The following is a 20,640-nucleotide window of genomic DNA, read 5'->3' as shown; positions in this document are numbered from 1 at the left end:
GGGACAGGCTGGGTGATATGGCGCGCGGTTCGCACGGTAATCGGCTGCCCAGTGCCAGCCGCCGCCACCCCCGGCGGCGTGGTTAATGAAGCCCCGCGAGCCGGACTTGACCCGGCGCATGCTCAACGAATTATCGGCATCACCGACGACGGTGATAACGCCCTGATCGCCCTGCGTGCCTGCCAGGCTTATGTGCATGCCGTCGGGCGTTGGTTTCTTGATGCACTCTGTAACTTGCATGGCCGATGGGCTCCTGTAGGGTAGGCAAACCCCCGCCCATTCCTGGAGACGACCGTGAAGGAAATCACTCAACTGGCTGCTGAACTGGGTCGCCGTTTGCAGGTGCTCAATGCCCACGTCACTACTGCCGAGTCCTGCACCGGCGGCGGTATTGCGGAAGCGATCACGCGGATTCCGGGCAGTTCGGCCTGGTTCGAGGCCGGGTATGTCACGTACTCCAATCGACAGAAGACCCGGCAGCTGGGTGTGCCGGAAGCGTTGTTCCGCAAAGTCGGCGCCGTCAGCCAGGAAGTGGTGGAGGCGATGGTCAGGGGCGCGCAGGAAAAAAGCCTGTCGCGCTTCGCCGTGGCGGTCAGCGGTGTCGCGGGGCCGGACGGCGGTTCGCCGGACAAGCCAGTGGGCACCGTATGGCTGGCGTTTGGTGTTGGCGAGGACGTGAGCGCTGAGCTTGCGCACTTCCCCGGCAACCGTGACGAGGTTCGCCGACAAACGGTAAAGGCCGCCCTGGAGGGCTTGTTGCGACGAGCTGCAGTAGAAATCGAAAATCAGGGGTAGGCGATCCCGGATCTTTGTGGAACAATACTGTCTACTTATACAGGTGTTGGCCGTCAGGCCTTATTGATTACGTGAGGACTTTAATGGACGACAACAAGAAGAAAGCCTTGGCTGCGGCCCTGGGTCAGATCGAACGTCAATTCGGCAAGGGTGCCGTAATGCGTATGGGCGATCACGACCGTCAGGCGATCCCGGCTATTTCTACTGGCTCTCTGGGTCTGGACATCGCGCTCGGCATTGGCGGCCTGCCAAAAGGCCGTATCGTTGAAATCTACGGTCCTGAATCTTCCGGTAAAACCACCCTGACCCTGTCGGTGATTGCCCAGGCTCAAAAAATGGGCGCCACCTGCGCGTTCGTCGATGCCGAGCACGCCCTCGACCCTGAGTACGCCGGCAAGCTGGGCGTCAACGTTGACGACCTGCTGGTTTCCCAGCCGGACACCGGTGAACAAGCCCTGGAAATCACCGACATGCTGGTGCGCTCCAACGCCATCGACGTGATCGTGGTCGACTCCGTGGCAGCCCTGGTGCCGAAAGCTGAAATCGAAGGCGAAATGGGCGACATGCACGTGGGCCTGCAAGCCCGCCTGATGTCCCAGGCGCTGCGTAAAATCACCGGTAACATCAAGAACGCCAACTGCCTGGTGATCTTCATCAACCAGATCCGTATGAAGATCGGCGTGATGTTCGGCAGCCCGGAAACCACCACCGGTGGTAACGCGTTGAAGTTCTACGCTTCGGTCCGTCTGGATATCCGCCGTACTGGCGCGGTGAAGGAAGGCGACGAGGTAGTGGGTAGCGAAACCCGCGTTAAAGTGGTGAAGAACAAGGTGGCCCCGCCATTCCGTCAGGCTGAGTTCCAGATTCTCTACGGTAAGGGTATCTACCTGAACGGCGAGATGATCGACCTGGGTGTGCTGCACGGTTTCGTCGAGAAGTCCGGTGCCTGGTATGCCTATAACGGCAGCAAGATCGGTCAGGGCAAGGCCAACTCGGCCAAGTTCCTGGCGGACAACCCGGATATCGCTGCCACGCTTGAGAAGCAGATTCGCGACAAGCTGCTGACCCCAGCACCCGACGTGAAAGCTGCTGCCAACCGCGAGCCGGTTGAAGAAGTAGAAGAAGCCGACACTGACATCTGAAGCAAACGATGACTGTTGTACTCGATACACTCGTCGCCGTTCGGCGCACTGCGATGGACCTGCTCGCTCGCCGCGAGCATGGTCGAGTCGAGCTGACGCGTAAACTGCGTCAGCGAGGCGCAGAGCCTGAGATGATCGAAAGCGCCCTCGACCGTTTGACGGAAGAGGGGCTGCTGTCGGAAGCCCGTTACCTTGAAAGCTTTGTCTCCTACCGCGCGCGCTCCGGCTACGGCCCAGCGCGAATTCGTGAAGAGTTGAGCCAGCGTGGCCTGCAACGTGCCGATATCGACCTCGCCCTGCGTGAGTGCGGTATCAGTTGGCAGTCGCAGTTGGAAGATACCTGGCGCCGCAAGTTTTCAGGGCATCTGCCGATTGATGCCAGGGAGCGTGCGAAGCAAGGGCGCTTCCTGAGCTATCGCGGGTTTTCGATGGAGATGATCAGCCGCTTACTGAGCGGCCGCGACATGGATGACTAAGTGCTGAGCTGCTGAACTTTAAAGTGTGGGAGCTGGCTTACCTGCGATGTGGGCATTTCGGTATGCCCGTAGGATCGCAGTGATGCCATCGCAGGCAAGCCGGCTCCCACATCGAATCTGCTCCACCTGTAGATCCTGCTTAAAAAAAAAGGCCCACTATGAAAATAGTGGGCCTTTTTTTTTGCCTTGAAAATCACGCAGGCTCTGGCGTTACTCGCTGCTGCGTCTTCCCCTGAGCCTGTGCCCAGTTTTCCGGCAAGTTGATGTAATCCACCAACTCCCGCAATCGGCCCTGATCACGACCATTGAAGTTGAACACCAGCCGCGTCAAATGGCTGAACCTTGGTTCATCATGTTCCTCGCCTGTGTAAGCAAGCTGCTGGAACTCACCACTTAGCCGCAGGCTGGCAAACTCGCTCTGCAAGTGGGCGAGTGCACGGTCACTGAGTGGATGATTCATGCGCACCACAAACTCACGCTTCAACCAGCGCGTGGAATGGAAGTTGGCATAGAACTGGTTTATCTCTTCTACCGCTTCTTCAGCGCTGTGCACCAGGCGGACCAGCTTGAGGTCGGTGGGCAGGATATAGCGATTGGCTTCCAGCTGGCTGCGAATGAAGTCCAGTGCGCCTTGCCAGAAACCACCGCCTGGGGCATCCAGCAATACTACCGGCACCAGCGGGCTCTTGCCGGTCTGGATCAGGGTCAGCACTTCGAGTGCTTCATCCAGCGTGCCAAAACCGCCCGGGCACAGCACCAACGCGTCGGCTTCCTTGACGAAGAACAGCTTGCGGGTAAAGAAGAAGTGGAAAGACAGCAGGTTCTCGGTGCCATCAATGGTCGGGTTGGCGTGCTGTTCAAACGGCAGGTTGATGTTGAACCCCAGGCTGTGTTCCAGGCCCGCACCCTCGTGGGCAGCCGCCATGATGCCGCCACCGCCGCCCGTGATCACCATCAGGTCGGATTGCGCCAGCAGCGTGCCGACTTCCCTGGCCAAGGCGTACAGCGGGCTTTCGACCGGCGTGCGCGCCGAGCCAAACACCGTGACCTTGCGGCGGTCCTTGAACTGTTCCAGCACACGGAAGGCGTTATCCAACTCGCGGATCGCCTGCAGCGTGATTTTTGCATTCCAACGGTTGCGGTCATCCTGGGCCATGCGCAGGACGGTAAGGATCATGTCGCGATAAAGGGGGATATTCGGGCTGTTGGGGGCGATCAACTGGAGTTGTGCGTCGACCTGCTGCGTGAGGTCCGCCCCGTTTTCGTCAAAATGACGGAGCAGGTGGTCATTCGATTCGTAAGGCATTCAACTTCTCCTTCTTCACAGAACCTGGGCCATCGGCGAGATATTCGTCCGGGACCGCGACACTGCATGTGTCGCTGCATGCCCAAGGCATTGCACGGTGTTCGCCAAGGGGCAAAGCGGGCTCTGTATGTTCCTTGTGATTTAGAAACCTTTGCACTGCAAGTCGCAGGCGGGCAACCCTCTTTTGCCCTGAAAATATTACAGAACGGCGTGGGAAACGCTGTGGAGGGGCTACCGGGATGACTTGATCATGAGCCGAAAAACCCTTGGCTGGCAACCGCTTATTGGTCACTCATCAAGCAGTTTAGTTGCCGGCTGGCAAGTGACGCGGGGGAGGTGCGCGCTGCTGGACAGCCGCGCGCGATCATCGAGCAACAGTTACTTTTTCTTCTTCGCAGCAGCGGGTGCCGGGCAATCCGCTTCCACAAACTTGACCGATGCCACAGGGCGGTTGGTCTTGTTCTCGGTGATTTCATAGCGCATCACTGCGCCTTTGGCCATCAACTCGCGGTAACCCTTGTTCAGGCACACGCTTTGGCCCAACTGGAAGTACACGGCCTTCGGGTTGGCGCGCATCTGTTCGGCACGATCAGGTTGCACACTGAGGTGATCGATCAGTTGCATGCCTTCAACGGTGTAGGCCACTTCCAGGGTCTTTTCATCGATTTCCCGGGGCAGGTCCTTGTTGCTTTCTGCCGCGACGCTTTGCAGCTTCCTGTTCATTTGGGCCTCCAGCAGCGAGGCCGCGTGGGCGCCCATGGGCAGAACCAGCGCAAGGGCGACGGATGGGGCAACAAGGCGCAGCATGGAACGCAGCATGAAACTCTCCTGATTCGGTTACTGGTGCATAGACCAGCCACTGCGCTGTGCGTTCAGTGGCGCGCAATTATAGGTGACCGCTTGCCACTACAGCCAGGCGTATCGCTGAGAAGTGTCAGTGGCTCTGGTAAACTGCCTCCAATTAAAGCCTGCCTCGAGTTCCCTCAGTGTCGATTTCCCCTGCTACGCGGCGCATCCGATGAGCCACGCCGTCTCCCGCTTGCGTACCCAGCGCCTGGCGCGTGCCGTCAGGCCGTTTCTCAACCGAGGCTCGCGCGCCGAGCGTTGCCCCGATTGCCGGGTGATTCCCGAATACTGCCTGTGCGCCTGGCGCCCGACGGTGCAGGCTCGATCTGCGATGTGCCTGCTGATGCACGATGTCGAGCCGATGAAACCCAGTAACACTGGCTGGCTGATCGCCGATGTAATCGCCGACACCACTGCGTTTGCCTGGTCGCGCACGGAGGTCGACCCCGAATTGCTGACGCTGCTGGCCGACCCGCAGTGGCAGCCCTACATCGTGTTTCCGGGTGAATTCGTGGCCCCTGAGCGGGTTGTCAGCGAAGTGACGGTTGAGGAGGGCAAGCGCCCGCTGTTCATCCTGCTGGACGGTACCTGGAGCGAAGCGCGCAAGATGTTCCGCAAAAGCCCCTACCTGGAACACCTGCCCGTCCTGAGCCTGGCGCCCGAGCAGTTGTCCCGTTACAAACTGCGTCGTTCCAAGCGTGATGATCACTTCTGCACCGCCGAAGTGGCGGCGCTGTGCCTGGAACTGGCTGACGACCTGGCCGCCGCCGAAGTGCTCGACGCTTACCTCGACGTCTTCAGCACCCATTACCTGGCAGCCAAGTTCAACTTATCCCTGGACTCGACGGATAGCGTTCATACTCGTCTTGCACCCTATATCGCGGTGCTATAACCAGACGACGTTTGCATGATGGCACCGTAAATCCTCAACTGGCTAAAATGCCCACGGGCGTAGTGCTTGACCCTCCAGGCTCCGCTGGGCATGCTGGGCGCCGATTGGGGCGTGAGCGTGAATTTTCAGCGTCGTTTCAGGTGTTTTTGACGTTGAACGTGCCCTGTGGCGATGGCTGCCTGGCCGTCGCCTTGTGTACTGGCGAACCCTGAACCCATCAGGGCTCCCATAAAAAACAGGATCATTTAATCAATGGCCACATACGAAATCCTGATAGCCGATGACCATCCGCTGTTTCGCAGTGCGCTGCATCAGGCCGTTACCCTGGGCCTTGGTCCGGACGTGCGCCTGGTTGAGGTGGCCAGCATTGCCGAGCTGGAAGCCCGCCTCACCGAAAAGTCCGATTGGGACCTCGTGCTGCTCGACCTCAACATGCCAGGTGCCTACGGTTTCTCGGGGCTGGTGCTGTTGCGCGGGCAATACCCGCAAATTCCGGTGGTGATGGTCTCGGCCCAGGAAGACGCCGACGTGGTGGTGCGCTCCAAGGAGTTTGGCGCCAGCGGCTTTATTCCCAAGTCGAGTGCCATGGAGGATATCCAGAACGCCGTTCGCAAGGTGTTGGACGGCGATGTGTCCTGGCCACCGCAAGCGTTCGAAGAAATCAATGTGTCCGACGAAGCCAAGGCCGCGCGCGATGGCCTCGCGAGCCTGACGCCCCAGCAATTCCGGGTATTGACCATGGTCTGCGAAGGTTTGCTGAACAAGCAGATTGCTTATGAGCTCAGCGTGTCGGAAGCGACCATCAAGGCCCATGTCACGGCGATCTTCCGCAAATTGGGGGTGCGTACGCGAACCCAGGCGGCGCTGCTCTTGCAACAACTTGAGTCAATTTCGCAGCATTAAGCGGTTAGCGATTCACGCTTTTTTGACTTTGTGTCATCTAGTTTCCCCACTTCTTTGGTTCAGTTGCCTACATCTATGTCGCCTTTCAAGGGTCAAACCGGTATCAAACGTATCTTCAACGCAGGGAGCTATTCCCTGGATGGCCTGCGCGCGGCTTTCACCGGCGAGGCGGCATTCCGTCAGTTGGTGTTGCTGAATGTCATCCTGATCCCGTTGAGCTTTTTCCTGCACGTCAGCCGGGTCGAGCGCGCTTTGCTGATCGCGGTGTGCCTGCTGGCGTTGATCGTCGAGCTGCTCAACTCAGCCGTAGAAGCGGCGATCGACCGCATCTCGCTCGACCGTCACCCTTTGTCGAAAAACGCCAAGGACATGGGCAGCGCCGCGCAATTCGTGGCACTGACCATGATCACCCTGGTGTGGGCCGTGATTCTGATCTGAGGATCAGGCAATGCTCGGCAGCACGATCTCGTCGCTGCGCTGAACCCCGGCGGTGAAAGCGCGGCACAGCTCCAGAAACTCGCGCATCGCCGAGGTCTGGTATTTCTGTTTATGCCAGATGAAGTAGAACTGCCGGGCCAGGTCCAGGTCCGGGGTTTCCACCGGCACCAAACTGCCACGGCGGAACGCATCGCGCAGTGCCAGCCGGGAAATGCAGCCAATCCCCAATCCCGATTCCACCGCACGCTTGATCGCCTCGGTGTGTTCCAGTTCCAGGCGGATATTCAGTGCGCTGCGGTGATGGCGCATGGCCTGGTCAAACGTCAGGCGTGTGCCTGAACCTTGTTCGCGCAGGATCCACGCTTCATGGGTCAGCTCTTCCATGGTCGCCACGCCGCGTTTGGCCAAATGATGCTGGGGCGCACAAAACACCACCAGCTCATCTTCGACCCAGGTTTGCACCTCGATGTCCGGGTGGCTGCAGTCGCCTTCGATTAGACCCAGGTCAATTTCGTAGTGCGCGACCTGGTGCACGATATTCGCAGTGTTCTGCACATGCAGCTTCACCTGGCTCTCGGGGTGCTGCTGCATGAAGCTGCCGATCAGCAGGGTGGCCAGGTAATTGCCGATGGTCAGGGTGGCGCCGACCGCCAGGGAGCCGAAGCCGGACTTGCCGTTGAGCAGGTCTTCGATCTCCTTGGCCTGGTCCAGCAGCGCCACGGCCTGGGGCAAAAGCTGGTGGCCGAGGGCGTTGAGGCTCAGCCGTTTGCCCGCGCGGTCGAATAATTGGCAGCTGGATTGACGCTCCAGCTCGGTAATCGACGTGCTGGCGGCGGATTGAGATAAGGCCAGAAGGCCAGCAGCGCGTGAGACGCTTTCCTGCTGGGCGACGGCGACGAAAACTTGCAGTTGACGTAGAGTAAATCGCATATCTATATAACCGATAACCCTTATCTTAATAATCCAGTTAACAGATATTGTCGCCGCCATTAGAATGCGGTGCAATTGCGCATCCAAACATTGGCGCAGACCCATTTCCAGGAGTTCCCCGTACATGAGCAACATGAACCACGAGCGTGTCCTCAGTGTTCATCACTGGAACGACACTCTGTTCAGCTTCAAGTGCACCCGCGATCCGGGCCTGCGCTTCGAGAACGGTCAGTTCGTGATGATCGGCCTGCAACAGCCCAACGGCCGCCCGCTCATGCGCGCTTACTCCATTGCCAGCCCGAACTGGGAAGAGCATCTGGAGTTCTTCAGCATCAAAGTGCCGGATGGCCCGCTGACTTCCCAATTGCAGCACTTGAAGGAAGGCGACGAGATCATCATCAGCAAAAAACCGACAGGCACGCTGGTGCTTGACGATTTGAAGCCGGGCAAACACCTGTATCTGCTCAGCACCGGTACTGGCCTCGCTCCATTCATGAGCGTGATCCAGGACCCGGAGACCTACGAGCGTTTCGAAAAAGTGATCCTGTGCCACGGCGTGCGTTACGTCAACGAAGTCGCCTACCGCGAATTCATCACCGAACACCTGCCGCAGAACGAGTTCTTCGGCGAGGCGCTGCGTGACAAGTTGATCTACTACCCGACGGTGACCCGCGAGCCGTTCGAAAACGAAGGCCGCCTGACCGACCTGATGCGCAGCGGCAAGCTGTTCCGCGACATCGGCCTGCCTCCGATCAACCCCGAGGACGACCGTGCCATGCTGTGCGGCAGCCCAAGCATGTTGGACGAGACCAGCGAAGTGCTGAACAGCTTCGGCCTGAAGGTTTCGCCGCGTATGCGTGAGCCGGGTGACTACTTGATCGAACGCGCGTTCGTCGAGAAGTAATCACCGATCCAAATGAATGTGGGAGCTGGCTTTTGTGGGAGCTGGCTTGCCTGCGATAGCATTACCTCGGTTCAACTTAACGACCGAGGTGTCTGCATCGCCGGCAAGCCAGCTCCCACATAAGCTGCTCCCACATTTGTTTTCGGCGCTTATTTGGCTGGAACCACTTCCAGCACACAGATCACGCCCGCCTCCGGATAGTGCCAGCGCACATCCACATCCCAGAACTGTGCCCCGTATTCACGCTCAGGCCCCGGCGTCTGATACGCCGGCCGTGGGTCCTGTGCCAGACACTGCTCGATCAACGCCACCAACGGCTCGTCAAGGCGCTGAGCGTGGCCTTGTGCCTGGAGCAGGGCGGTCTTCAGCCATTGCACCGGAATCAGCTGCGGCGCGCTGCTCGCGATGCTGTTGGTGGCGCTGTCGATAATGTCGGCATACGGCACATACGGCTTGATATCCAGCACTGGCGTGCCATCCAGCAAATCAATCCCGGAAATCCACAGCCGCCCCGGTTCGACCTTGTCCAGCTTGACCACTGACTGGCCAATGCCGTTGGGACGATGGGTCGCGCGGGTGGCAAATACACCCATGGACGTGTTGCCGCCCAGGCGCGGCGGGCGCACTTTGAGGCGAGGCTTGTCTTCCAGAGCCTGGTGGAACAGAAACAGCAACCAGACATGGCTGACCTGTTCCAGGCCCTGCACCGCCTCACCCTGGTCGAACGGTGCCACCAACTCCAGCACGCCACGGGCGGCCGGCGCCAGTTGCGGCTGGCGCGGGATGGCGAACTTCTCCTTGAAACAGGAGCGCACGAAGCCGACGGGCGAGACCTGGTAACTCATGGCTTACGCACGAACCCGCAGGGTCAGGCCCTTGAGGAAGTTGCGCAGCAACTGGTCGCCGCAGGTGCGGTAGTTGGTGTGGCCGAACTTGCGGAACAGCGCGCTGAGCTCAGGCTTGGACACCGGGAATTCGGCGGCCTTGAGGATGGCGTGCATGTCGTCTTCTTTCAGTTCGAAGGCGACGCGCAGCTTCTTCAGGATGATGTTGTTGGTCACCGGGGTTTCAATCGGCTGCGGCGGACGCGTTTCGTCCTTGCCGCGCTTGAAAATCACCAGGCCATCCAGGAAGTGAGCCATGACGTCGTCCGGGCAGAATACAAAACCTTCTTCCTCATCTTTCTTGAGGTAGGTCAGCAGGTCTTCCTTGGTCACGTCCATGCCGCCAAGTTTGATGATCTCGACCATCTTGTTGTCGCTGATGTCGAGCATGTAGCGCACGCTGCGCAGTACGTCGTTGTGAATCATGGTGGGCAATCCTGGTATTCAACTGAGGGCACCGCCCAGTCAGGCGGTGTCAAGAAAGGGGTGCGGCTTAGAACTTCTCTTTGCCGGACAGGTAACGCCATTGGCCTACTGGCACTTTGCCAATTGACACGCCGCCAATGCGAATACGGCGGATGGCGATGACTTTCAAGCCAACGGCTTCGCAGAACAGAGCGATGACGCCCGGTTGCGGGTTTTTCATCGCAAAGCGCAGGCGGTTTTCGTTCTGCCAGCTGGCTTTTACGGCCGGCAGCTCTTTGCCTTTGTAGGTCAGGCCGTGGTTCAGGCGATTAAGGCCATGAGCAACCATGTCGCCTTCGACTTCCACCACGTATTCCTGCTCGATCTTGGCGGCATCGGCGGTCAACTTGCGCAGAATCTTCCAGTCCTGGGTGAACACCAACAGGCCGCTGGCCTTGGCTTGCAGGTCGGCACTGGCGGTCAGGCGCAGAAAGTGGCCTTTGAGCGGGCGTTTGCTGAAGCGGTGTTCTTCGGACAGGGTCTCGGCGCTGATCGAGGCCATCGCCGTTTCGGCATCCATACCTACCGGCGCGTGCAACAGAATGGTCACCGGCTCCGGCACAGTGGCCTTGGCCTCTGGATCGAGCTCGACCTTCTGGGTGGTGATCTTGAACTGTGGCTCGTCAATCACTTCGCCGTCCACCGAGACCCAGCCGCCTTCGATAAACAGCTCAGCCTCCCGACGGGAGCAACCGACCAGTTCAATAAGGCGTTTGGAAAGGCGTATGGGGTCAGTCATGACAAGGGCCGTAGCAAAAGGGGGCGGCTATTGTACCTGTGTGGGCGCGGTTAATCCCGGCCCCATTTCAGCGTAGTGGCTTTATTGGTTGGTACACGGTTCAAAATGTGGGAGCGGGCTTGCTCGCGAATGCGGTGGATCAGCTAGCACATCTTTGACTGACACACCGCATTCGCGAGCAAGCCCGCTCCCACATTGGCACTGTGTTTCGTCAGCCACTGCGCCGTTGCTGTTGGCGCAAACGCATGTGCAGCAACGGGTACGGTTGGCCCAGGCCATCATGCTCCGCGCGTCCGATTACCTCGAACCCCTGCTTGAAGTAAAAGCCCAGGGCCTGGGGGTTCTGTTCGTTGACGTCCAGTGCATCGGCGTTCATGTGCTCGATCGCATAGCGCAGCAGTTGCCGGCCGAGGCCCTGGCCGCGGTGCTGCGGGTCGATAAACAGCATCTCGACTTTACCCGCGGCCACCCCGGCAAACCCGGTAATACGCTGGCGCGCGTCTTTGGTGCAGATCAGCATGACGGCGTCCAGGTAACGTGTCAGCACCAGTTCCTTAAGCAGCACGATGTAGCTGTCCGGCAAGAAGTCGTGGGTCGCGCGCACGGACGCTTCCCAGATCTGCGCCAATTGCGCGAAGTCGCTGATTTTAGGTGTGTGGATAACCGAATGCTGACGCATGCCCGCTGCCCCTTGCCGATGATCGGCGTCGATGGGCAAACGATAGACCTAAAAAAGCCCCGCATCTTGTTCAGAAGCGGGGCTTTTTCAATTTTTTACAGCCTTAATCGCGCTTTTCAGCCCACAGGTCGTATTCGTCGGCGTCTGTCACCGTGCACCAGACCTTGTCGCCCGGCTTCAAGCCGCTGGCATCGTCGATAAACACGTTACCGTCGATTTCCGGGGCATCGAAGAAGCAACGGCCAACTGCGCCTTGCTCGTCGACTTCATCGATCAGCACTTCGATTTCCTTGCCGATACGCAGTTGCAGGCGTGCCGAGCTGATGGCCTGTTGATGGGCCATGAAACGCTCCCAACGGTCTTGCTTCACGTCGTCTGGAACGATGGCAGCGTCCAGCAGGTTGGCCGGAGCGCCTTCCACCGGCGAGTACTGGAAGCAACCGACGCGGTCCAGTTGGGCCTCGGTCAGCCAGTCCAGCAGGTACTGGAAGTCTTCTTCGGTCTCGCCAGGGAAGCCGACGATGAACGTGGAGCGGATGATCAGCTCAGGGCAGATCTCGCGCCAGTTCTTGATACGCGCCAGGGTCTTGTCTTCGAAGGCCGGGCGTTTCATGGCCTTGAGGATTTTCGGGCTGGCGTGCTGGAACGGGATGTCCAGGTACGGCAGGATCTTGCCGGCGGCCATCAGCGGGATCAGCTCGTCCACATGCGGGTACGGGTAAACGTAGTGCAGGCGTACCCACACGCCCAGGCTGCTCAAGGCTTCGCAGAGTTCGGTCATGCGGGTTTTCACCGGCGCGCCGTTCCAGAAACCGGTGCGGTATTTCACGTCGACGCCGTAGGCGCTGGTGTCCTGGGAGATCACCAACAGCTCTTTGACGCCGGATTTGACCAGGCGCTGGGCTTCGTCGAGCACGTCACCGACCGGGCGGCTGACCAGCTTGCCGCGCATCGACGGGATGATGCAGAAGCTGCAGCTGTGGTTGCAGCCTTCGGAAATCTTCAGGTAGGCGTAGTGGCGCGGCGTCAGCTTGATGCCTTGCGGCGGCACCAGGTCGATCAGCGGGTTGTGGTCCTGGCGAGGCGGCACCACCTGGTGCACGGCGTTGACCACTTGCTCGTACTGCTGCGGGCCGGTCACGGCCAGCACGCTTGGGTGCACCTTGCGGATATTGCCTTCTTCCACGCCCATGCAGCCGGTCACGATGACCTTGCCGTTTTCCTTGATCGCTTCGCCGATCACTTCCAGCGACTCAGCCTTCGCCGAGTCGATGAAACCGCAGGTGTTGACCACCACCACGTCGGCGTCCTGATAAGTGGACACGACGTCATAGCCTTCCATACGCAGTTGCGTGAGGATGCGCTCGGAGTCAACGAGAGCCTTCGGGCAACCCAGGGATACAAAGCCGACCTTTGGGTTGGCTTTTGCGATGGTGGTGGACATGTCTAACCTCGGTATTGAATGACGCCGCCGCCCAGAAGGGCAGGGCAGCGGACGGGCGCTTAGCGCGCCTCTGATCAAAAAGTGCGCAATTCTAGCGACGGGCAACGCACTTGACCAGCTTTATGCAGGGAAATGCGACGAGTGCTGTATTGGCTAATTCGCATAGCCCTTACCCTGCACTTAAGCCCGGGCGTCGTGCTCTGTGCGGTGCGATACAACTTTAGACATGCCTACACCTAACGCTTGAAGCACTTTCAGGAGGGTGGAGAGCTTTGGGTCACCGCCGACGGCGATGGATCTGTACAGATTTGCTCTATTAAGCCCCGTGTTCTGCGACAAACTGAGCATTCCGCCACGAGCTTCCGCTATGCGACGGATAGCGACAAGGAAGGCGTCCTCACCACCCGCTTCATCGATTTCCTCAAGCGCGACAGAAAGATATTCGAGGGCGAACGCTTCGTCGTCTCGGAGCATTTCAAGAACGCTATCTTCATGAGAACGAGTACGAATGGTCATTTTTGCTGCACCTTGTAAGATTTCCAGAGAGCCTTGGCCTGATCAATGTCGTTCTGCTGTCTGGCCTTTGAGCCACCGCCCAGCAGGAAAACTATTTTCCGGTCCTGGATTGCGTAATACACGCGAAAGCCAGGTCCGAAGTCGAGCTTCATCTCAAAAACTCCATCTCCCACCGGCTCGGTAAGGCCAAAGTGACCAAGTGATGCTCGGTCCACTCTGGTTGTGATTCTTGCTTTTGAACGCGTGTCTTGCACGGTGTCCAGCCAAGCCTGGTAGATATCCACGCCATTGACTGACAGTACGTGTTTCACTTCGTACATGAGAAATGTACTTTAAAAGAGACAGGCCGATGATTGAGTTTATATATCGGCTGCGCGCGCCATGCAGGGGCACGATTTATTGATCAGCTAAGCCAGCTGGGGAGTCCCGGCTTACGCCGCTTAGGCAGCACTAATGAGCCAGGCCAAAAATATACGGTCCGCCGTAATGTGATCAATGCAGGCAAAAAGGCTCCAAAATGCCGTGACCTTTATTAACGGCTGCAGAAAACGACACCAGAACCACTTGAGCAGGGAAATGCGACGAGTGCTGCGCTATGCTTCGCGCCGTTGCACGCGGGTAAAACCTCGGGGTCAATAAAACGTCTGTTACGAGAAGTAAAACAGCGCATGCTACGGTCAGCTTAGGCGCGTTGTTTATATAAGACCTCAGGTCAAAGGGCAGGAGTGGTTGATGGGTCAGGCAAATAGTCAGGCAGCAGGTGCCGAGCATTCCAATGCAAAGCCGATTGGCATGTTGGTGGCGGCAGTCGGGGTGGTTTACGGCGATATCGGTACCAGCCCGCTCTATACCCTTAAAGAAGTGTTTACAGGTGGTTACGGGGTTCAGGTCAATCATGACGGGGTCTTCGGCATTCTGGCGCTGATTTTCTGGTCGCTGGTGTGGGTCGTGTCGATCAAGTACGTGCTGTTTATCCTGCGCGCGGACAACCAGGGCGAGGGCGGCATCATGGCCCTGACAGCGCTGGCGCGGCGGGCGGCGTCGCCGTACCCCAAGTTGCGTTCGGTGCTGGTGATCCTCGGCCTGATCGGTGCGGCGCTGTTTTATGGCGACAGCATGATTACCCCGGCGATCTCGGTATTGTCGGCGGTCGAGGGCCTGGAACTGGCCTTTGATGGGATTGAACGTTGGGTGGTGCCGCTGTCGCTGGTGGTACTGGTGGGGCTGTTCCTGATCCAGAAACACGGCACTGACCGTATCGGCAAGCTGTTCGGGCCGGTGATGGTGGTGTGGTTCCTGGTGTTGGGCGGCCTCGGCGTGCACGGCATCCTGCAACATCCCGAGGTGCTCAACGCGCTGAACCCCGTGTGGGGCGTGCGTTTCTTTGTGTCCCATCCGGGCATGGGCGTGGCGATTCTTGGCGCCGTTGTGCTGGCCTTGACCGGTGCCGAAGCGCTGTATGCCGACATGGGCCACTTCGGCCGCAAGCCGATCGCGCGTGCCTGGTTCGCCCTGGTGCTGCCGGCGCTGGTGCTCAACTACTTCGGCCAGGGCGCGTTGCTGCTGGAAAACCCCGAAGCGGCGCGCAACCCGTTCTACTTGCTCGCGCCGGAATGGGCGCTGGTGCCGTTGGTCGCGCTGTCGACCCTGGCCACCGTGATTGCATCCCAGGCGGTGATTTCCGGCGCGTTCTCCCTGACGCGTCAGGCGATCCAGTTGGGTTACATCCCGCGCATGCACATCCAGCACACCTCCAGCGCCGAGCAAGGTCAGATCTACATCGGTGCGGTGAACTGGTCGCTGATGGTCGGCGTGATCCTGCTGGTGCTCGGCTTCGAATCCTCCAATGCCCTGGCCTCCGCCTACGGCGTGGCAGTGACCGGCACCATGTTGATTACCAGCATCCTGGTGTCGGCGGTGATGCTGCTGCTCTGGAAGTGGCCACCGGTGCTGGCGATTCCGGTGTTGATCGGCTTCCTGTTGGTGGACGGCCTGTTCTTCGCCGCCAACGTGCCGAAGATCGTCCAGGGTGGTGCCTTCCCGGTGCTGGCGGGGATTGTGCTGTTTATCCTGATGACCACCTGGAAGCGCGGCAAGGAACTGCTGATGGACCGCCTCGACGAAGGCGGCCTGCCGTTGCCGATCTTTATCAGCAGTATCCGCGTGCAGCCGCCCCATCGCGTGCAGGGCACGGCGGTGTTCCTCACCGCGCGGACCGACGCCGTGCCTCACGCGCTGTTGCATAACCTGCTGCATAACCAGGTGTTGCATGAACAGGTGGTGATGCTGACGGTGGTCTACGAAGATATTCCGCGCGTACCTAGCTCACGGCGGTTCGAGGTGGATGCCTACGGGGAAGGGTTCTTCCGCGTAATCCTGCACTTCGGTTTTACCGACGAGCCGGACGTGCCCGAAGCGCTGAAGTTGTGCCATCTGGACGATCTGGATTTCAGCCCGATGCGCACCACGTACTTCCTCAGCCGCGAAACGGTGATCGCCTCGCGCATCAAGGGCATGGCCCGATGGCGTGAAAGTTTGTTCGCGTTCATGTTGAAGAACGCCAATGGCAACCTGCGCTTCTTTAAGCTCCCGGTAAACCGGGTGATCGAGCTGGGCACCCAGGTCGAAATGTAAGCCACTGCAACACGGGAGCCGGCAATCGGCTCCCGTTTTCCTTCTGAACCCTGTGCAAGCTACCGTTGTCGACTAGGCTCTAAGCACTGTTTGAAGAGTGCCCACAGAACCCAGAAGAGGTGCGTCATGAGTCAGCTGCTCGAACCCTACACCCTCCGCCAATTGACCCTGCTCAACCGGATTGCCGTCTCGCCGATGTGCCAGTATTCATCCGACGATGGCCTGGCCAATGACTGGCACCTGGTGCACCTGGGCAGTCGCGCCGTCGGCGGCGCCGGGCTGATTTTCACCGAAGCCACCGCCGTGACCGCCGATGGCCGCATCACCGCCCAGGACCTGGGCTTGTGGAACGACGCACAGATCGAGCCGTTGCAACGCATCACGCGCTTTATTGCCGCCCAAGGCGCGGTCGCGGGCATTCAATTGGCCCATGCGGGGCGCAAGGCCAGCACTCATCGGCCATGGATCGGCAAGCATGGCAGCGTCAAGCCGGAAGACGGCGGTTGGGTGCCGGTAGGCCCATCGCCGATTGCCTTTGACCCGAATCACACCCAGCCCAAAGCATTGGACGAAGCGCAGATCCAGAACGTGATTGGCGACTTTGTGGCCGCCGCCAAGCGTGCGTTGACCGCCGGTTTTGAAGTGGTGGAAATCCATGCCGCGCACGGTTATCTACTGCACCAATTCCTGTCGCCGATCAGCAACCAGCGTCAGGACCAATACGGTGGTTCGTTTGAAAATCGCATCCGCCTGGTGCTGGAAGTGACCAAGGCTGTGCGCGAGGTCTGGCCTCAAGAGCTGCCGCTGTTTGTACGCGTATCGGCCACTGATTGGGTTGAAGACGGCTGGAACCCTGATGAAACCGTGGAACTGGCGCGCCGCCTCAAAGACCTCGGCGTGGACCTGATCGACGTATCCTCCGGTGGCACTGCCGCCAATGCCGAAATCCCGGTAGGCCCGGGTTACCAGACGCGCTTTGCCGAGCGTGTGCGTAAAGAGTCGGGTATCGCGACCGGCACGGTCGGCATGATCACCGAACCAGCCCAGGCCGAGCATATCCTGCGCACCTGCCAGGCCGACATTATCTTCCTGGCCCGTGAGTTATTGCGTGATCCGTATTGGCCGCTGCATGCCGACGACGACCTGGGCGGGCGCAAGGCGATTTGGCCAGCGCAATACCAACGGGCGACCCATCGCGATCAGCCGATTCATGAGTCTGATTTGAGGGACTGATCCTGCGCCTGTTTCATACAAACCCACCCTGAACCGGTGGGTTTTTTGTGCTCGCAGGTCACGCAAGCCCGATCCTTGGTCGCTGGAAATCAGCGGCAATCATGCGGCGGGATCTTACGTTAGCCCAGAGCGATATCCCGTTGTAGGTAACCGTCGCCCGCATGGAGCGGACCCCGACCTGTATGCGCAAGAGCCCCACGACATCCACCTGAACCGACCTCTGTGTGAGAAAGGGTTGTAGGTCTTTGTTACCGAAGAATTTTTTAAGTGAATGCTCTAAAAAAATCCCACACGTGACGAGATTGTTTCTACGCTTAGGGTAAGTCTGATTTCTGGCCCAGGGAGTCAGCCGGCTTGTCCCCGAAGGTATCGCGCCTCAAGGGAGTTGGGAGATGGGCACCCGAAGTATTTGACTGAAATCAGGAGTAACGGTCCATGACCAAATCCTATGGCGTAGCGAGTGCGGTGGCGTCTTTTCTGAGTCGCCGGATAGCCTTGCGGGGTCGAAGGTTGAGTTCGGATGAAAGGGAGCTGCTGGCGCAATATCGGGCGTTGACCGAAAGCGATCAAATGGCGATGCGGTATTTGATCGGGGCAATGAAGAGCGTGTCGCGGTTCTGAGCCGCAGGAGGGAAGCGTTCCCACGCGTGCGTGGGAACGCGTTGTATCAGGTGTACTTGCGCTTGTCTGGCGCAGGCGGGAAGTACTGATACAGCCAGGTTTCACTCAACGTGCGGTCCTGCGTGCGGATAAACAGGCGTAATTCCACTGGATCCACGCTGTCGCTGGTCGGGTACCAGTCGAACAGAATGCGATAGCCCTTGATGTTGTCGAGCACCAGCACGCTGAAATCTTTCACTTCGCCGTGGGAACAGGTCACCACCGGCTCAATCCCGGTGCCGGCGGGCAGTCGGTCCAGGCCGCCACCTTTGAAGTCCACAGCAAACCGGCGTGCCCATACTTCGGGGTAGTGCTCGCCCGGTGCCCAGCCCTCGGTAAAGCCGCCCATGCCTGAGCGGGTAGCGTCAACTTGCGCCAGCGGGGTGCTTACCGGCGGCAGTGCGCTCCAGTACAGCTTGTAGCCATAGTTGAGCGAGTCGCCGGCGGCCACGGGTTTTTTCGGGGTCCAGAAGGCCACGATGTTATCCAGGGTTTCGCCGGTGGTGGGGATTTCCAGCAGGTCGATCGAGCCTTCGCCCCAGGCGGTGGTCGGTTCTACCCACAGGCTTGGGCGCTTGCTGTACCAGTCCACGGTGTCCTGGTAGCTGGCGAACTCATGGTCGGTCTGCACCAGGCCGAAGCCTTTCGGGTCGGTGTCGGCGAACGCGTTGAATTGCAGCTTGGCCGGGTTGTTCAGCGGGCGGCAGATCCACTCGCCGTTGCCGCGCCACATCGCCAGCCGATCCGAGTCGTGGATTTGCGGGTGGAGGGTGTCGCACATACGGCGCTCAACGGTGCCGCAGCTGAACATGCTGGTCATCGGCGCGATGCCCAACTGTTCAATGGTGGTGCGCGCATTGATATTTGCATCGATGGCCATCACCACCTGGTTGGCCTGGCAGTCGATGTCGAAGCGGTAGGCGCCGGTGGCGCTCGGCGAGTCGAGCAGGGCGTAGACCACAAAACGCGTGGCGTCCTTGGCCGGGGTTTCGAACCAGAATTGCGTGAAGTCGGGGAATTCTTCGCGTTTTTTCGCGTAGGTATCAATTGCCAGGCCGCGTGCCGAAAGGCCGTACTGGCCGGTGGAATCCACCGCGCGGAAGTAGCTGGCGCCGAGGAAAGACAACACGTCATGGCGATCCAGTTCCGGCGCCTTGAACAGCTTGAAACCGGAGAAACCCAGGTCGCCAGTCAGCTGCTGGGTGTCGACCGTGGTCTTTTCATAGTTGAACAGCGACGGGCGGAAATGCACCTCGCGCGCTTCGCGGGTCTTGGGGTCGACGCTGTGCATGCGCACCGGCGTCTTGAAGCCCATGCCGACGTGGAAGAATTGCACGTCGAGCTGGCCGTTCAGTTCCTTCCACAGCGAGTGGTTGCCGTCATAGCCGATGGCATTGAAATTCTGCGGGGTCATGGTCGCCAGCGTCGGCGGCAGCACCTGTTTGGTGTCTTTATACGCGGTGCCGGCGAGCTGCTTGGCCTGGGCTTTAAGCGTTTCAAAATCAAACGCCACGGCCTTGCCATCGGCGGCACGGTTCCCGGCCCAGGCCTGCGCGGCCAGCAGGCCAGAGGCCGACAAACCGGTATAAGCCGCAATGGCCATGGATGCTTTGAGCAAATTCCTGCGGTGCATAGAGACAACCTGTCGTGAGCAAATCCCGCGCCGTTCCTGGCACGTGCTGGATCAGAAATAACGGTTCGGACATGCCTTCGGCCAAACGCAACGGACTATAAACAGACGCCGGATAGCTTAAGCGGTTCGATGGATAAGGAAAATTGCTTGATGGCGAGGTAATGGCGTTGCGTGTGAAACAAGTTGTTTCTACGTGTGCGTGCGGAGTTGAGGTCTGGCAGCCAGGCTGGCGGCGTTACATCTGGAAGCACTCTAGATCGCGGCTTTTTGGCACTTAGTTTTACGCTGGGGGCCTATTGGTCCTACGAACCCAAGTGTCTGGAGGCTGCGAATGAATACCCGTGGATTGCTCGACCAACTGCTCAAATCGGGCCAGGACATGTTGCAAAACAAGGCTGGCGGCCAGCGTAAATCGGACGACAAAGGGGCACTCGGCGGGCTGCTCGGCAGTGGCGGGCTGGGCAGTTTGCTCGGCGGTGCGGGTGGCGGGGCCCTGGCGGCCGGTGCCATGGGTTTGCTGCTGGGTAATAAGAAGGCCCGTAAAATTGGCGGCAAGGCCCTCACCTACGGTGGCCTGGCGGCATTGGGCGTGATTGCCTATAAGGCTTACGGCAATTGGCAGGCGCAGCAGGCCGGCGCGCCTCAAGGCGAACCGCAAACCATCGACCGCCTGCCACCGGCCCAGGTCGAGCAACACAGCCAGGGCATTCTTAAAGCGTTGGTCGCGGCGGCCAAGGCCGACGGGCATGTGGACGAGCGCGAACGCGCGTTGATCGAGGGCGAATTCACCAAGCTGGATAACGACCGCGAACTGCAAACCTGGCTGCATGCCGAGCTGAATAAACCCCTCGACCCCGCCGACGTGGCCCGCGCAGCCGGCACCCCGGAAATGGCCGCCGAGATGTACGTTGCCAGCGTGATGCTGGTTGACGAAGAAAACTTCATGGAAAAGGCCTATCTGGATGAGTTGGCGCGCCAGTTGAAACTCGAGCCCGGTCTAAAGGCCGAGCTGGAAAAACAGGTGCGCCAAGCCACCCTTTGACGCTCATCCAGCGTTATCAAACACCCCGGCCGAAGCAGCGGTTCGGGGTGTTTTTGCACTCTGTGTGCGCTGCATCAAA

General features: G+C 59.4%; 22 protein-coding genes and 1 pseudogene. 12 read left to right on the top strand and 11 right to left on the bottom strand.

What is annotated here, in order from left to right; genetic code table 11:
- Nucleotides 1–42 precede the first annotated feature (42 nt).
- The 4 genes and pseudogenes from ACI77D_RS25105 to recX all read left to right on the top strand — a co-directional run.
- Nucleotides 43–264, top strand: a pseudogene (locus ACI77D_RS25105) (hypothetical protein); the annotation flags it as partial.
- Between the two features lie 30 nt (nucleotides 265–294).
- On the top strand, nucleotides 295–795 hold the full coding sequence (locus ACI77D_RS25100) for a CinA family protein (RefSeq protein WP_064451008.1): 501 nt from the start codon (nucleotides 295–297) through the stop codon (nucleotides 793–795).
- A gap of 83 nt (nucleotides 796–878) precedes the next feature.
- Nucleotides 879–1,937, top strand: a complete 1,059-nt coding sequence (gene recA, locus ACI77D_RS25095) for a recombinase RecA (RefSeq protein WP_048720087.1) — start codon at nucleotides 879–881, stop codon at nucleotides 1,935–1,937.
- A gap of 8 nt (nucleotides 1,938–1,945) precedes the next feature.
- Complete coding sequence (gene recX / locus ACI77D_RS25090) at nucleotides 1,946–2,413, top strand: recombination regulator RecX (RefSeq protein WP_053254676.1); 468 nt, start codon at nucleotides 1,946–1,948, stop codon at nucleotides 2,411–2,413.
- A 193-nt stretch (nucleotides 2,414–2,606) separates the two neighbouring features.
- Here the strand turns inward: recX and ACI77D_RS25085 are convergent, their stop codons facing one another.
- Together ACI77D_RS25085 and ACI77D_RS25080 are read right to left on the bottom strand one after the other, a co-directional pair.
- The gene (locus ACI77D_RS25085; RefSeq protein WP_064451010.1) at nucleotides 2,607–3,719 is read right to left on the bottom strand and encodes a TIGR00730 family Rossman fold protein; all 1,113 of its coding nucleotides are present in this window, start codon (nucleotides 3,717–3,719) and stop codon (nucleotides 2,607–2,609) included.
- Nucleotides 3,720–4,097: 378 nt separating this feature from the next.
- Complete coding sequence (locus ACI77D_RS25080; protein WP_053254678.1) at nucleotides 4,098–4,538, bottom strand: PA3611 family quorum-sensing-regulated virulence factor; 441 nt, start codon at nucleotides 4,536–4,538, stop codon at nucleotides 4,098–4,100.
- 199 nt (nucleotides 4,539–4,737) lie between these two features.
- Between ACI77D_RS25080 and ACI77D_RS25075 the strand changes: the two genes are divergently transcribed.
- The 3 genes from ACI77D_RS25075 to ACI77D_RS25065 all read left to right on the top strand — a co-directional run bounded on the left by ACI77D_RS25075 (nucleotide 4,738) and on the right by ACI77D_RS25065 (nucleotide 6,798).
- A complete protein-coding gene (locus ACI77D_RS25075; protein ID WP_407017690.1) occupies nucleotides 4,738–5,457 on the top strand; it encodes a tRNA-uridine aminocarboxypropyltransferase in 720 nt (239 codons plus the stop codon).
- Between the two features lie 252 nt (nucleotides 5,458–5,709).
- Nucleotides 5,710–6,360: a response regulator transcription factor ErdR gene (gene erdR / locus ACI77D_RS25070; protein ID WP_053137423.1), complete on the top strand. Its 651-nt coding sequence runs from the start codon at nucleotides 5,710–5,712 to the stop codon at nucleotides 6,358–6,360.
- 75 nt (nucleotides 6,361–6,435) lie between these two features.
- The gene (locus tag ACI77D_RS25065) at nucleotides 6,436–6,798 is read left to right on the top strand and encodes a diacylglycerol kinase (RefSeq protein WP_053254680.1); all 363 of its coding nucleotides are present in this window, start codon (nucleotides 6,436–6,438) and stop codon (nucleotides 6,796–6,798) included.
- A gap of 3 nt (nucleotides 6,799–6,801) precedes the next feature.
- Here ACI77D_RS25065 and ACI77D_RS25060 read toward each other — a convergent pair whose 3' ends face one another.
- On the bottom strand, nucleotides 6,802–7,728 hold the full coding sequence (locus ACI77D_RS25060; protein WP_042944277.1) for a LysR family transcriptional regulator: 927 nt from the start codon (nucleotides 7,726–7,728) through the stop codon (nucleotides 6,802–6,804).
- Between the two features lie 124 nt (nucleotides 7,729–7,852).
- On the opposite strand from ACI77D_RS25060, the gene fpr reads away from it, so the two are divergent.
- Nucleotides 7,853–8,632 (top strand): ferredoxin-NADP reductase, encoded by a 780-nt coding sequence (gene fpr / locus ACI77D_RS25055; RefSeq protein WP_017529767.1) that lies wholly within the window; start codon nucleotides 7,853–7,855, stop codon nucleotides 8,630–8,632.
- Nucleotides 8,633–8,781: 149 nt separating this feature from the next.
- Here the strand turns inward: fpr and tsaA are convergent, their stop codons facing one another.
- From tsaA to ACI77D_RS25020, 7 genes are all read right to left on the bottom strand, one after another.
- Complete coding sequence (tsaA, locus tag ACI77D_RS25050) at nucleotides 8,782–9,477, bottom strand: tRNA (N6-threonylcarbamoyladenosine(37)-N6)-methyltransferase TrmO (protein WP_064451012.1); 696 nt, start codon at nucleotides 9,475–9,477, stop codon at nucleotides 8,782–8,784.
- A 3-nt stretch (nucleotides 9,478–9,480) separates the two neighbouring features.
- Nucleotides 9,481–9,942: a DUF1456 family protein gene (locus ACI77D_RS25045; RefSeq protein ID WP_053254682.1), complete on the bottom strand. Its 462-nt coding sequence runs from the start codon at nucleotides 9,940–9,942 to the stop codon at nucleotides 9,481–9,483.
- A 67-nt stretch (nucleotides 9,943–10,009) separates the two neighbouring features.
- On the bottom strand, nucleotides 10,010–10,720 hold the full coding sequence (locus ACI77D_RS25040) for an rRNA pseudouridine synthase (protein WP_064451013.1): 711 nt from the start codon (nucleotides 10,718–10,720) through the stop codon (nucleotides 10,010–10,012).
- 211 nt (nucleotides 10,721–10,931) lie between these two features.
- Nucleotides 10,932–11,399 (bottom strand): GNAT family N-acetyltransferase, encoded by a 468-nt coding sequence (locus ACI77D_RS25035; protein ID WP_064451014.1) that lies wholly within the window; start codon nucleotides 11,397–11,399, stop codon nucleotides 10,932–10,934.
- A gap of 103 nt (nucleotides 11,400–11,502) precedes the next feature.
- Nucleotides 11,503–12,843 carry a 30S ribosomal protein S12 methylthiotransferase RimO gene (gene rimO / locus ACI77D_RS25030; RefSeq protein WP_064451015.1) on the bottom strand — a complete coding sequence of 447 codons (1,341 nt, stop codon included), beginning with the start codon at nucleotides 12,841–12,843 and terminating at the stop codon, nucleotides 11,503–11,505.
- A gap of 180 nt (nucleotides 12,844–13,023) precedes the next feature.
- Nucleotides 13,024–13,359 carry an addiction module antidote protein gene (locus ACI77D_RS25025; RefSeq protein WP_064451019.1) on the bottom strand — a complete coding sequence of 112 codons (336 nt, stop codon included), beginning with the start codon at nucleotides 13,357–13,359 and terminating at the stop codon, nucleotides 13,024–13,026.
- The gene (locus ACI77D_RS25020) at nucleotides 13,356–13,679 is read right to left on the bottom strand and encodes a type II toxin-antitoxin system RelE/ParE family toxin (RefSeq protein ID WP_262667152.1); all 324 of its coding nucleotides are present in this window, start codon (nucleotides 13,677–13,679) and stop codon (nucleotides 13,356–13,358) included. Before ACI77D_RS25020 ends, ACI77D_RS25025 begins: the two co-directional genes overlap by 4 nt.
- 412 nt (nucleotides 13,680–14,091) lie before the next feature.
- Between ACI77D_RS25020 and ACI77D_RS25015 the strand changes: the two genes are divergently transcribed.
- From ACI77D_RS25015 to ACI77D_RS25005, 3 genes are all read left to right on the top strand, one after another.
- Entirely contained in the window at nucleotides 14,092–15,993 is a 1,902-nt protein-coding gene (locus tag ACI77D_RS25015; protein WP_407017689.1) for a potassium transporter Kup, read from the top strand.
- A gap of 126 nt (nucleotides 15,994–16,119) precedes the next feature.
- A complete protein-coding gene (locus tag ACI77D_RS25010) occupies nucleotides 16,120–17,226 on the top strand; it encodes an NADH:flavin oxidoreductase/NADH oxidase (protein WP_407017688.1) in 1,107 nt (368 codons plus the stop codon).
- 435 nt (nucleotides 17,227–17,661) lie between these two features.
- Entirely contained in the window at nucleotides 17,662–17,847 is a 186-nt protein-coding gene (locus tag ACI77D_RS25005) for a hypothetical protein (protein WP_064451023.1), read from the top strand.
- A gap of 46 nt (nucleotides 17,848–17,893) precedes the next feature.
- On the opposite strand, the gene ACI77D_RS25000 is transcribed toward ACI77D_RS25005, so the two are convergent.
- On the bottom strand, nucleotides 17,894–19,519 hold the full coding sequence (locus ACI77D_RS25000; protein ID WP_407017687.1) for a glucan biosynthesis protein D: 1,626 nt from the start codon (nucleotides 19,517–19,519) through the stop codon (nucleotides 17,894–17,896).
- A gap of 331 nt (nucleotides 19,520–19,850) precedes the next feature.
- Here ACI77D_RS25000 and ACI77D_RS24995 point away from each other — a divergent pair, with 331 nt between their 5' ends.
- Nucleotides 19,851–20,561 carry a tellurite resistance TerB family protein gene (locus ACI77D_RS24995; RefSeq protein ID WP_407017686.1) on the top strand — a complete coding sequence of 237 codons (711 nt, stop codon included), beginning with the start codon at nucleotides 19,851–19,853 and terminating at the stop codon, nucleotides 20,559–20,561.
- Nucleotides 20,562–20,640 lie beyond the last annotated feature (79 nt).

Origin of the sequence: Pseudomonas sp. O39, assembly GCF_045447295.1 — a bacterium.
GTDB classification, from domain to species: domain Bacteria; phylum Pseudomonadota; class Gammaproteobacteria; order Pseudomonadales; family Pseudomonadaceae; genus Aquipseudomonas; species Aquipseudomonas antarctica_A.
The sequence above is the reverse complement of the archived record's forward strand: the minus strand, read 5'-3'. Positions and strand labels throughout refer to the sequence as shown.

Excerpts from the sequence above, each read along its gene's own strand:
- fpr (WP_017529767.1), top strand. The coding sequence starts at position 7,853 with ATGAGCAACATGAACCACGAGCGTGTCCTCAGTGTTCATCACTGGAAC.
- ACI77D_RS25065 (WP_053254680.1), top strand. The coding sequence starts at position 6,436 with ATGTCGCCTTTCAAGGGTCAAACCGGTATCAAACGTATCTTCAACGCA.
- rimO (WP_064451015.1), bottom strand. The coding sequence starts at position 12,843 with ATGTCCACCACCATCGCAAAAGCCAACCCAAAGGTCGGCTTTGTATCC.
- ACI77D_RS25010 (WP_407017688.1), top strand. The coding sequence starts at position 16,120 with ATGAGTCAGCTGCTCGAACCCTACACCCTCCGCCAATTGACCCTGCTC.
- ACI77D_RS25045 (WP_053254682.1), bottom strand. The coding sequence starts at position 9,942 with ATGATTCACAACGACGTACTGCGCAGCGTGCGCTACATGCTCGACATC.
- ACI77D_RS25015 (WP_407017689.1), top strand. The coding sequence starts at position 14,092 with ATGGGTCAGGCAAATAGTCAGGCAGCAGGTGCCGAGCATTCCAATGCA.
- ACI77D_RS25025 (WP_064451019.1), bottom strand. The coding sequence starts at position 13,359 with ATGACCATTCGTACTCGTTCTCATGAAGATAGCGTTCTTGAAATGCTC.
- ACI77D_RS25085 (WP_064451010.1), bottom strand. The coding sequence starts at position 3,719 with ATGCCTTACGAATCGAATGACCACCTGCTCCGTCATTTTGACGAAAAC.
- tsaA (WP_064451012.1), bottom strand. The coding sequence starts at position 9,477 with ATGAGTTACCAGGTCTCGCCCGTCGGCTTCGTGCGCTCCTGTTTCAAG.
- ACI77D_RS25080 (WP_053254678.1), bottom strand. The coding sequence starts at position 4,538 with ATGCTGCGTTCCATGCTGCGCCTTGTTGCCCCATCCGTCGCCCTTGCG.
- recA (WP_048720087.1), top strand. The coding sequence starts at position 879 with ATGGACGACAACAAGAAGAAAGCCTTGGCTGCGGCCCTGGGTCAGATC.
- ACI77D_RS25000 (WP_407017687.1), bottom strand. The coding sequence starts at position 19,519 with ATGCACCGCAGGAATTTGCTCAAAGCATCCATGGCCATTGCGGCTTAT.
- ACI77D_RS25040 (WP_064451013.1), bottom strand. The coding sequence starts at position 10,720 with ATGACTGACCCCATACGCCTTTCCAAACGCCTTATTGAACTGGTCGGT.
- recX (WP_053254676.1), top strand. The coding sequence starts at position 1,946 with ATGACTGTTGTACTCGATACACTCGTCGCCGTTCGGCGCACTGCGATG.
- ACI77D_RS25035 (WP_064451014.1), bottom strand. The coding sequence starts at position 11,399 with ATGCGTCAGCATTCGGTTATCCACACACCTAAAATCAGCGACTTCGCG.
- ACI77D_RS24995 (WP_407017686.1), top strand. The coding sequence starts at position 19,851 with ATGAATACCCGTGGATTGCTCGACCAACTGCTCAAATCGGGCCAGGAC.
- ACI77D_RS25075 (WP_407017690.1), top strand. The coding sequence starts at position 4,738 with ATGAGCCACGCCGTCTCCCGCTTGCGTACCCAGCGCCTGGCGCGTGCC.
- ACI77D_RS25020 (WP_262667152.1), bottom strand. The coding sequence starts at position 13,679 with ATGTACGAAGTGAAACACGTACTGTCAGTCAATGGCGTGGATATCTAC.
- erdR (WP_053137423.1), top strand. The coding sequence starts at position 5,710 with ATGGCCACATACGAAATCCTGATAGCCGATGACCATCCGCTGTTTCGC.
- ACI77D_RS25060 (WP_042944277.1), bottom strand. The coding sequence starts at position 7,728 with ATGCGATTTACTCTACGTCAACTGCAAGTTTTCGTCGCCGTCGCCCAG.
- ACI77D_RS25005 (WP_064451023.1), top strand. The coding sequence starts at position 17,662 with ATGACCAAATCCTATGGCGTAGCGAGTGCGGTGGCGTCTTTTCTGAGT.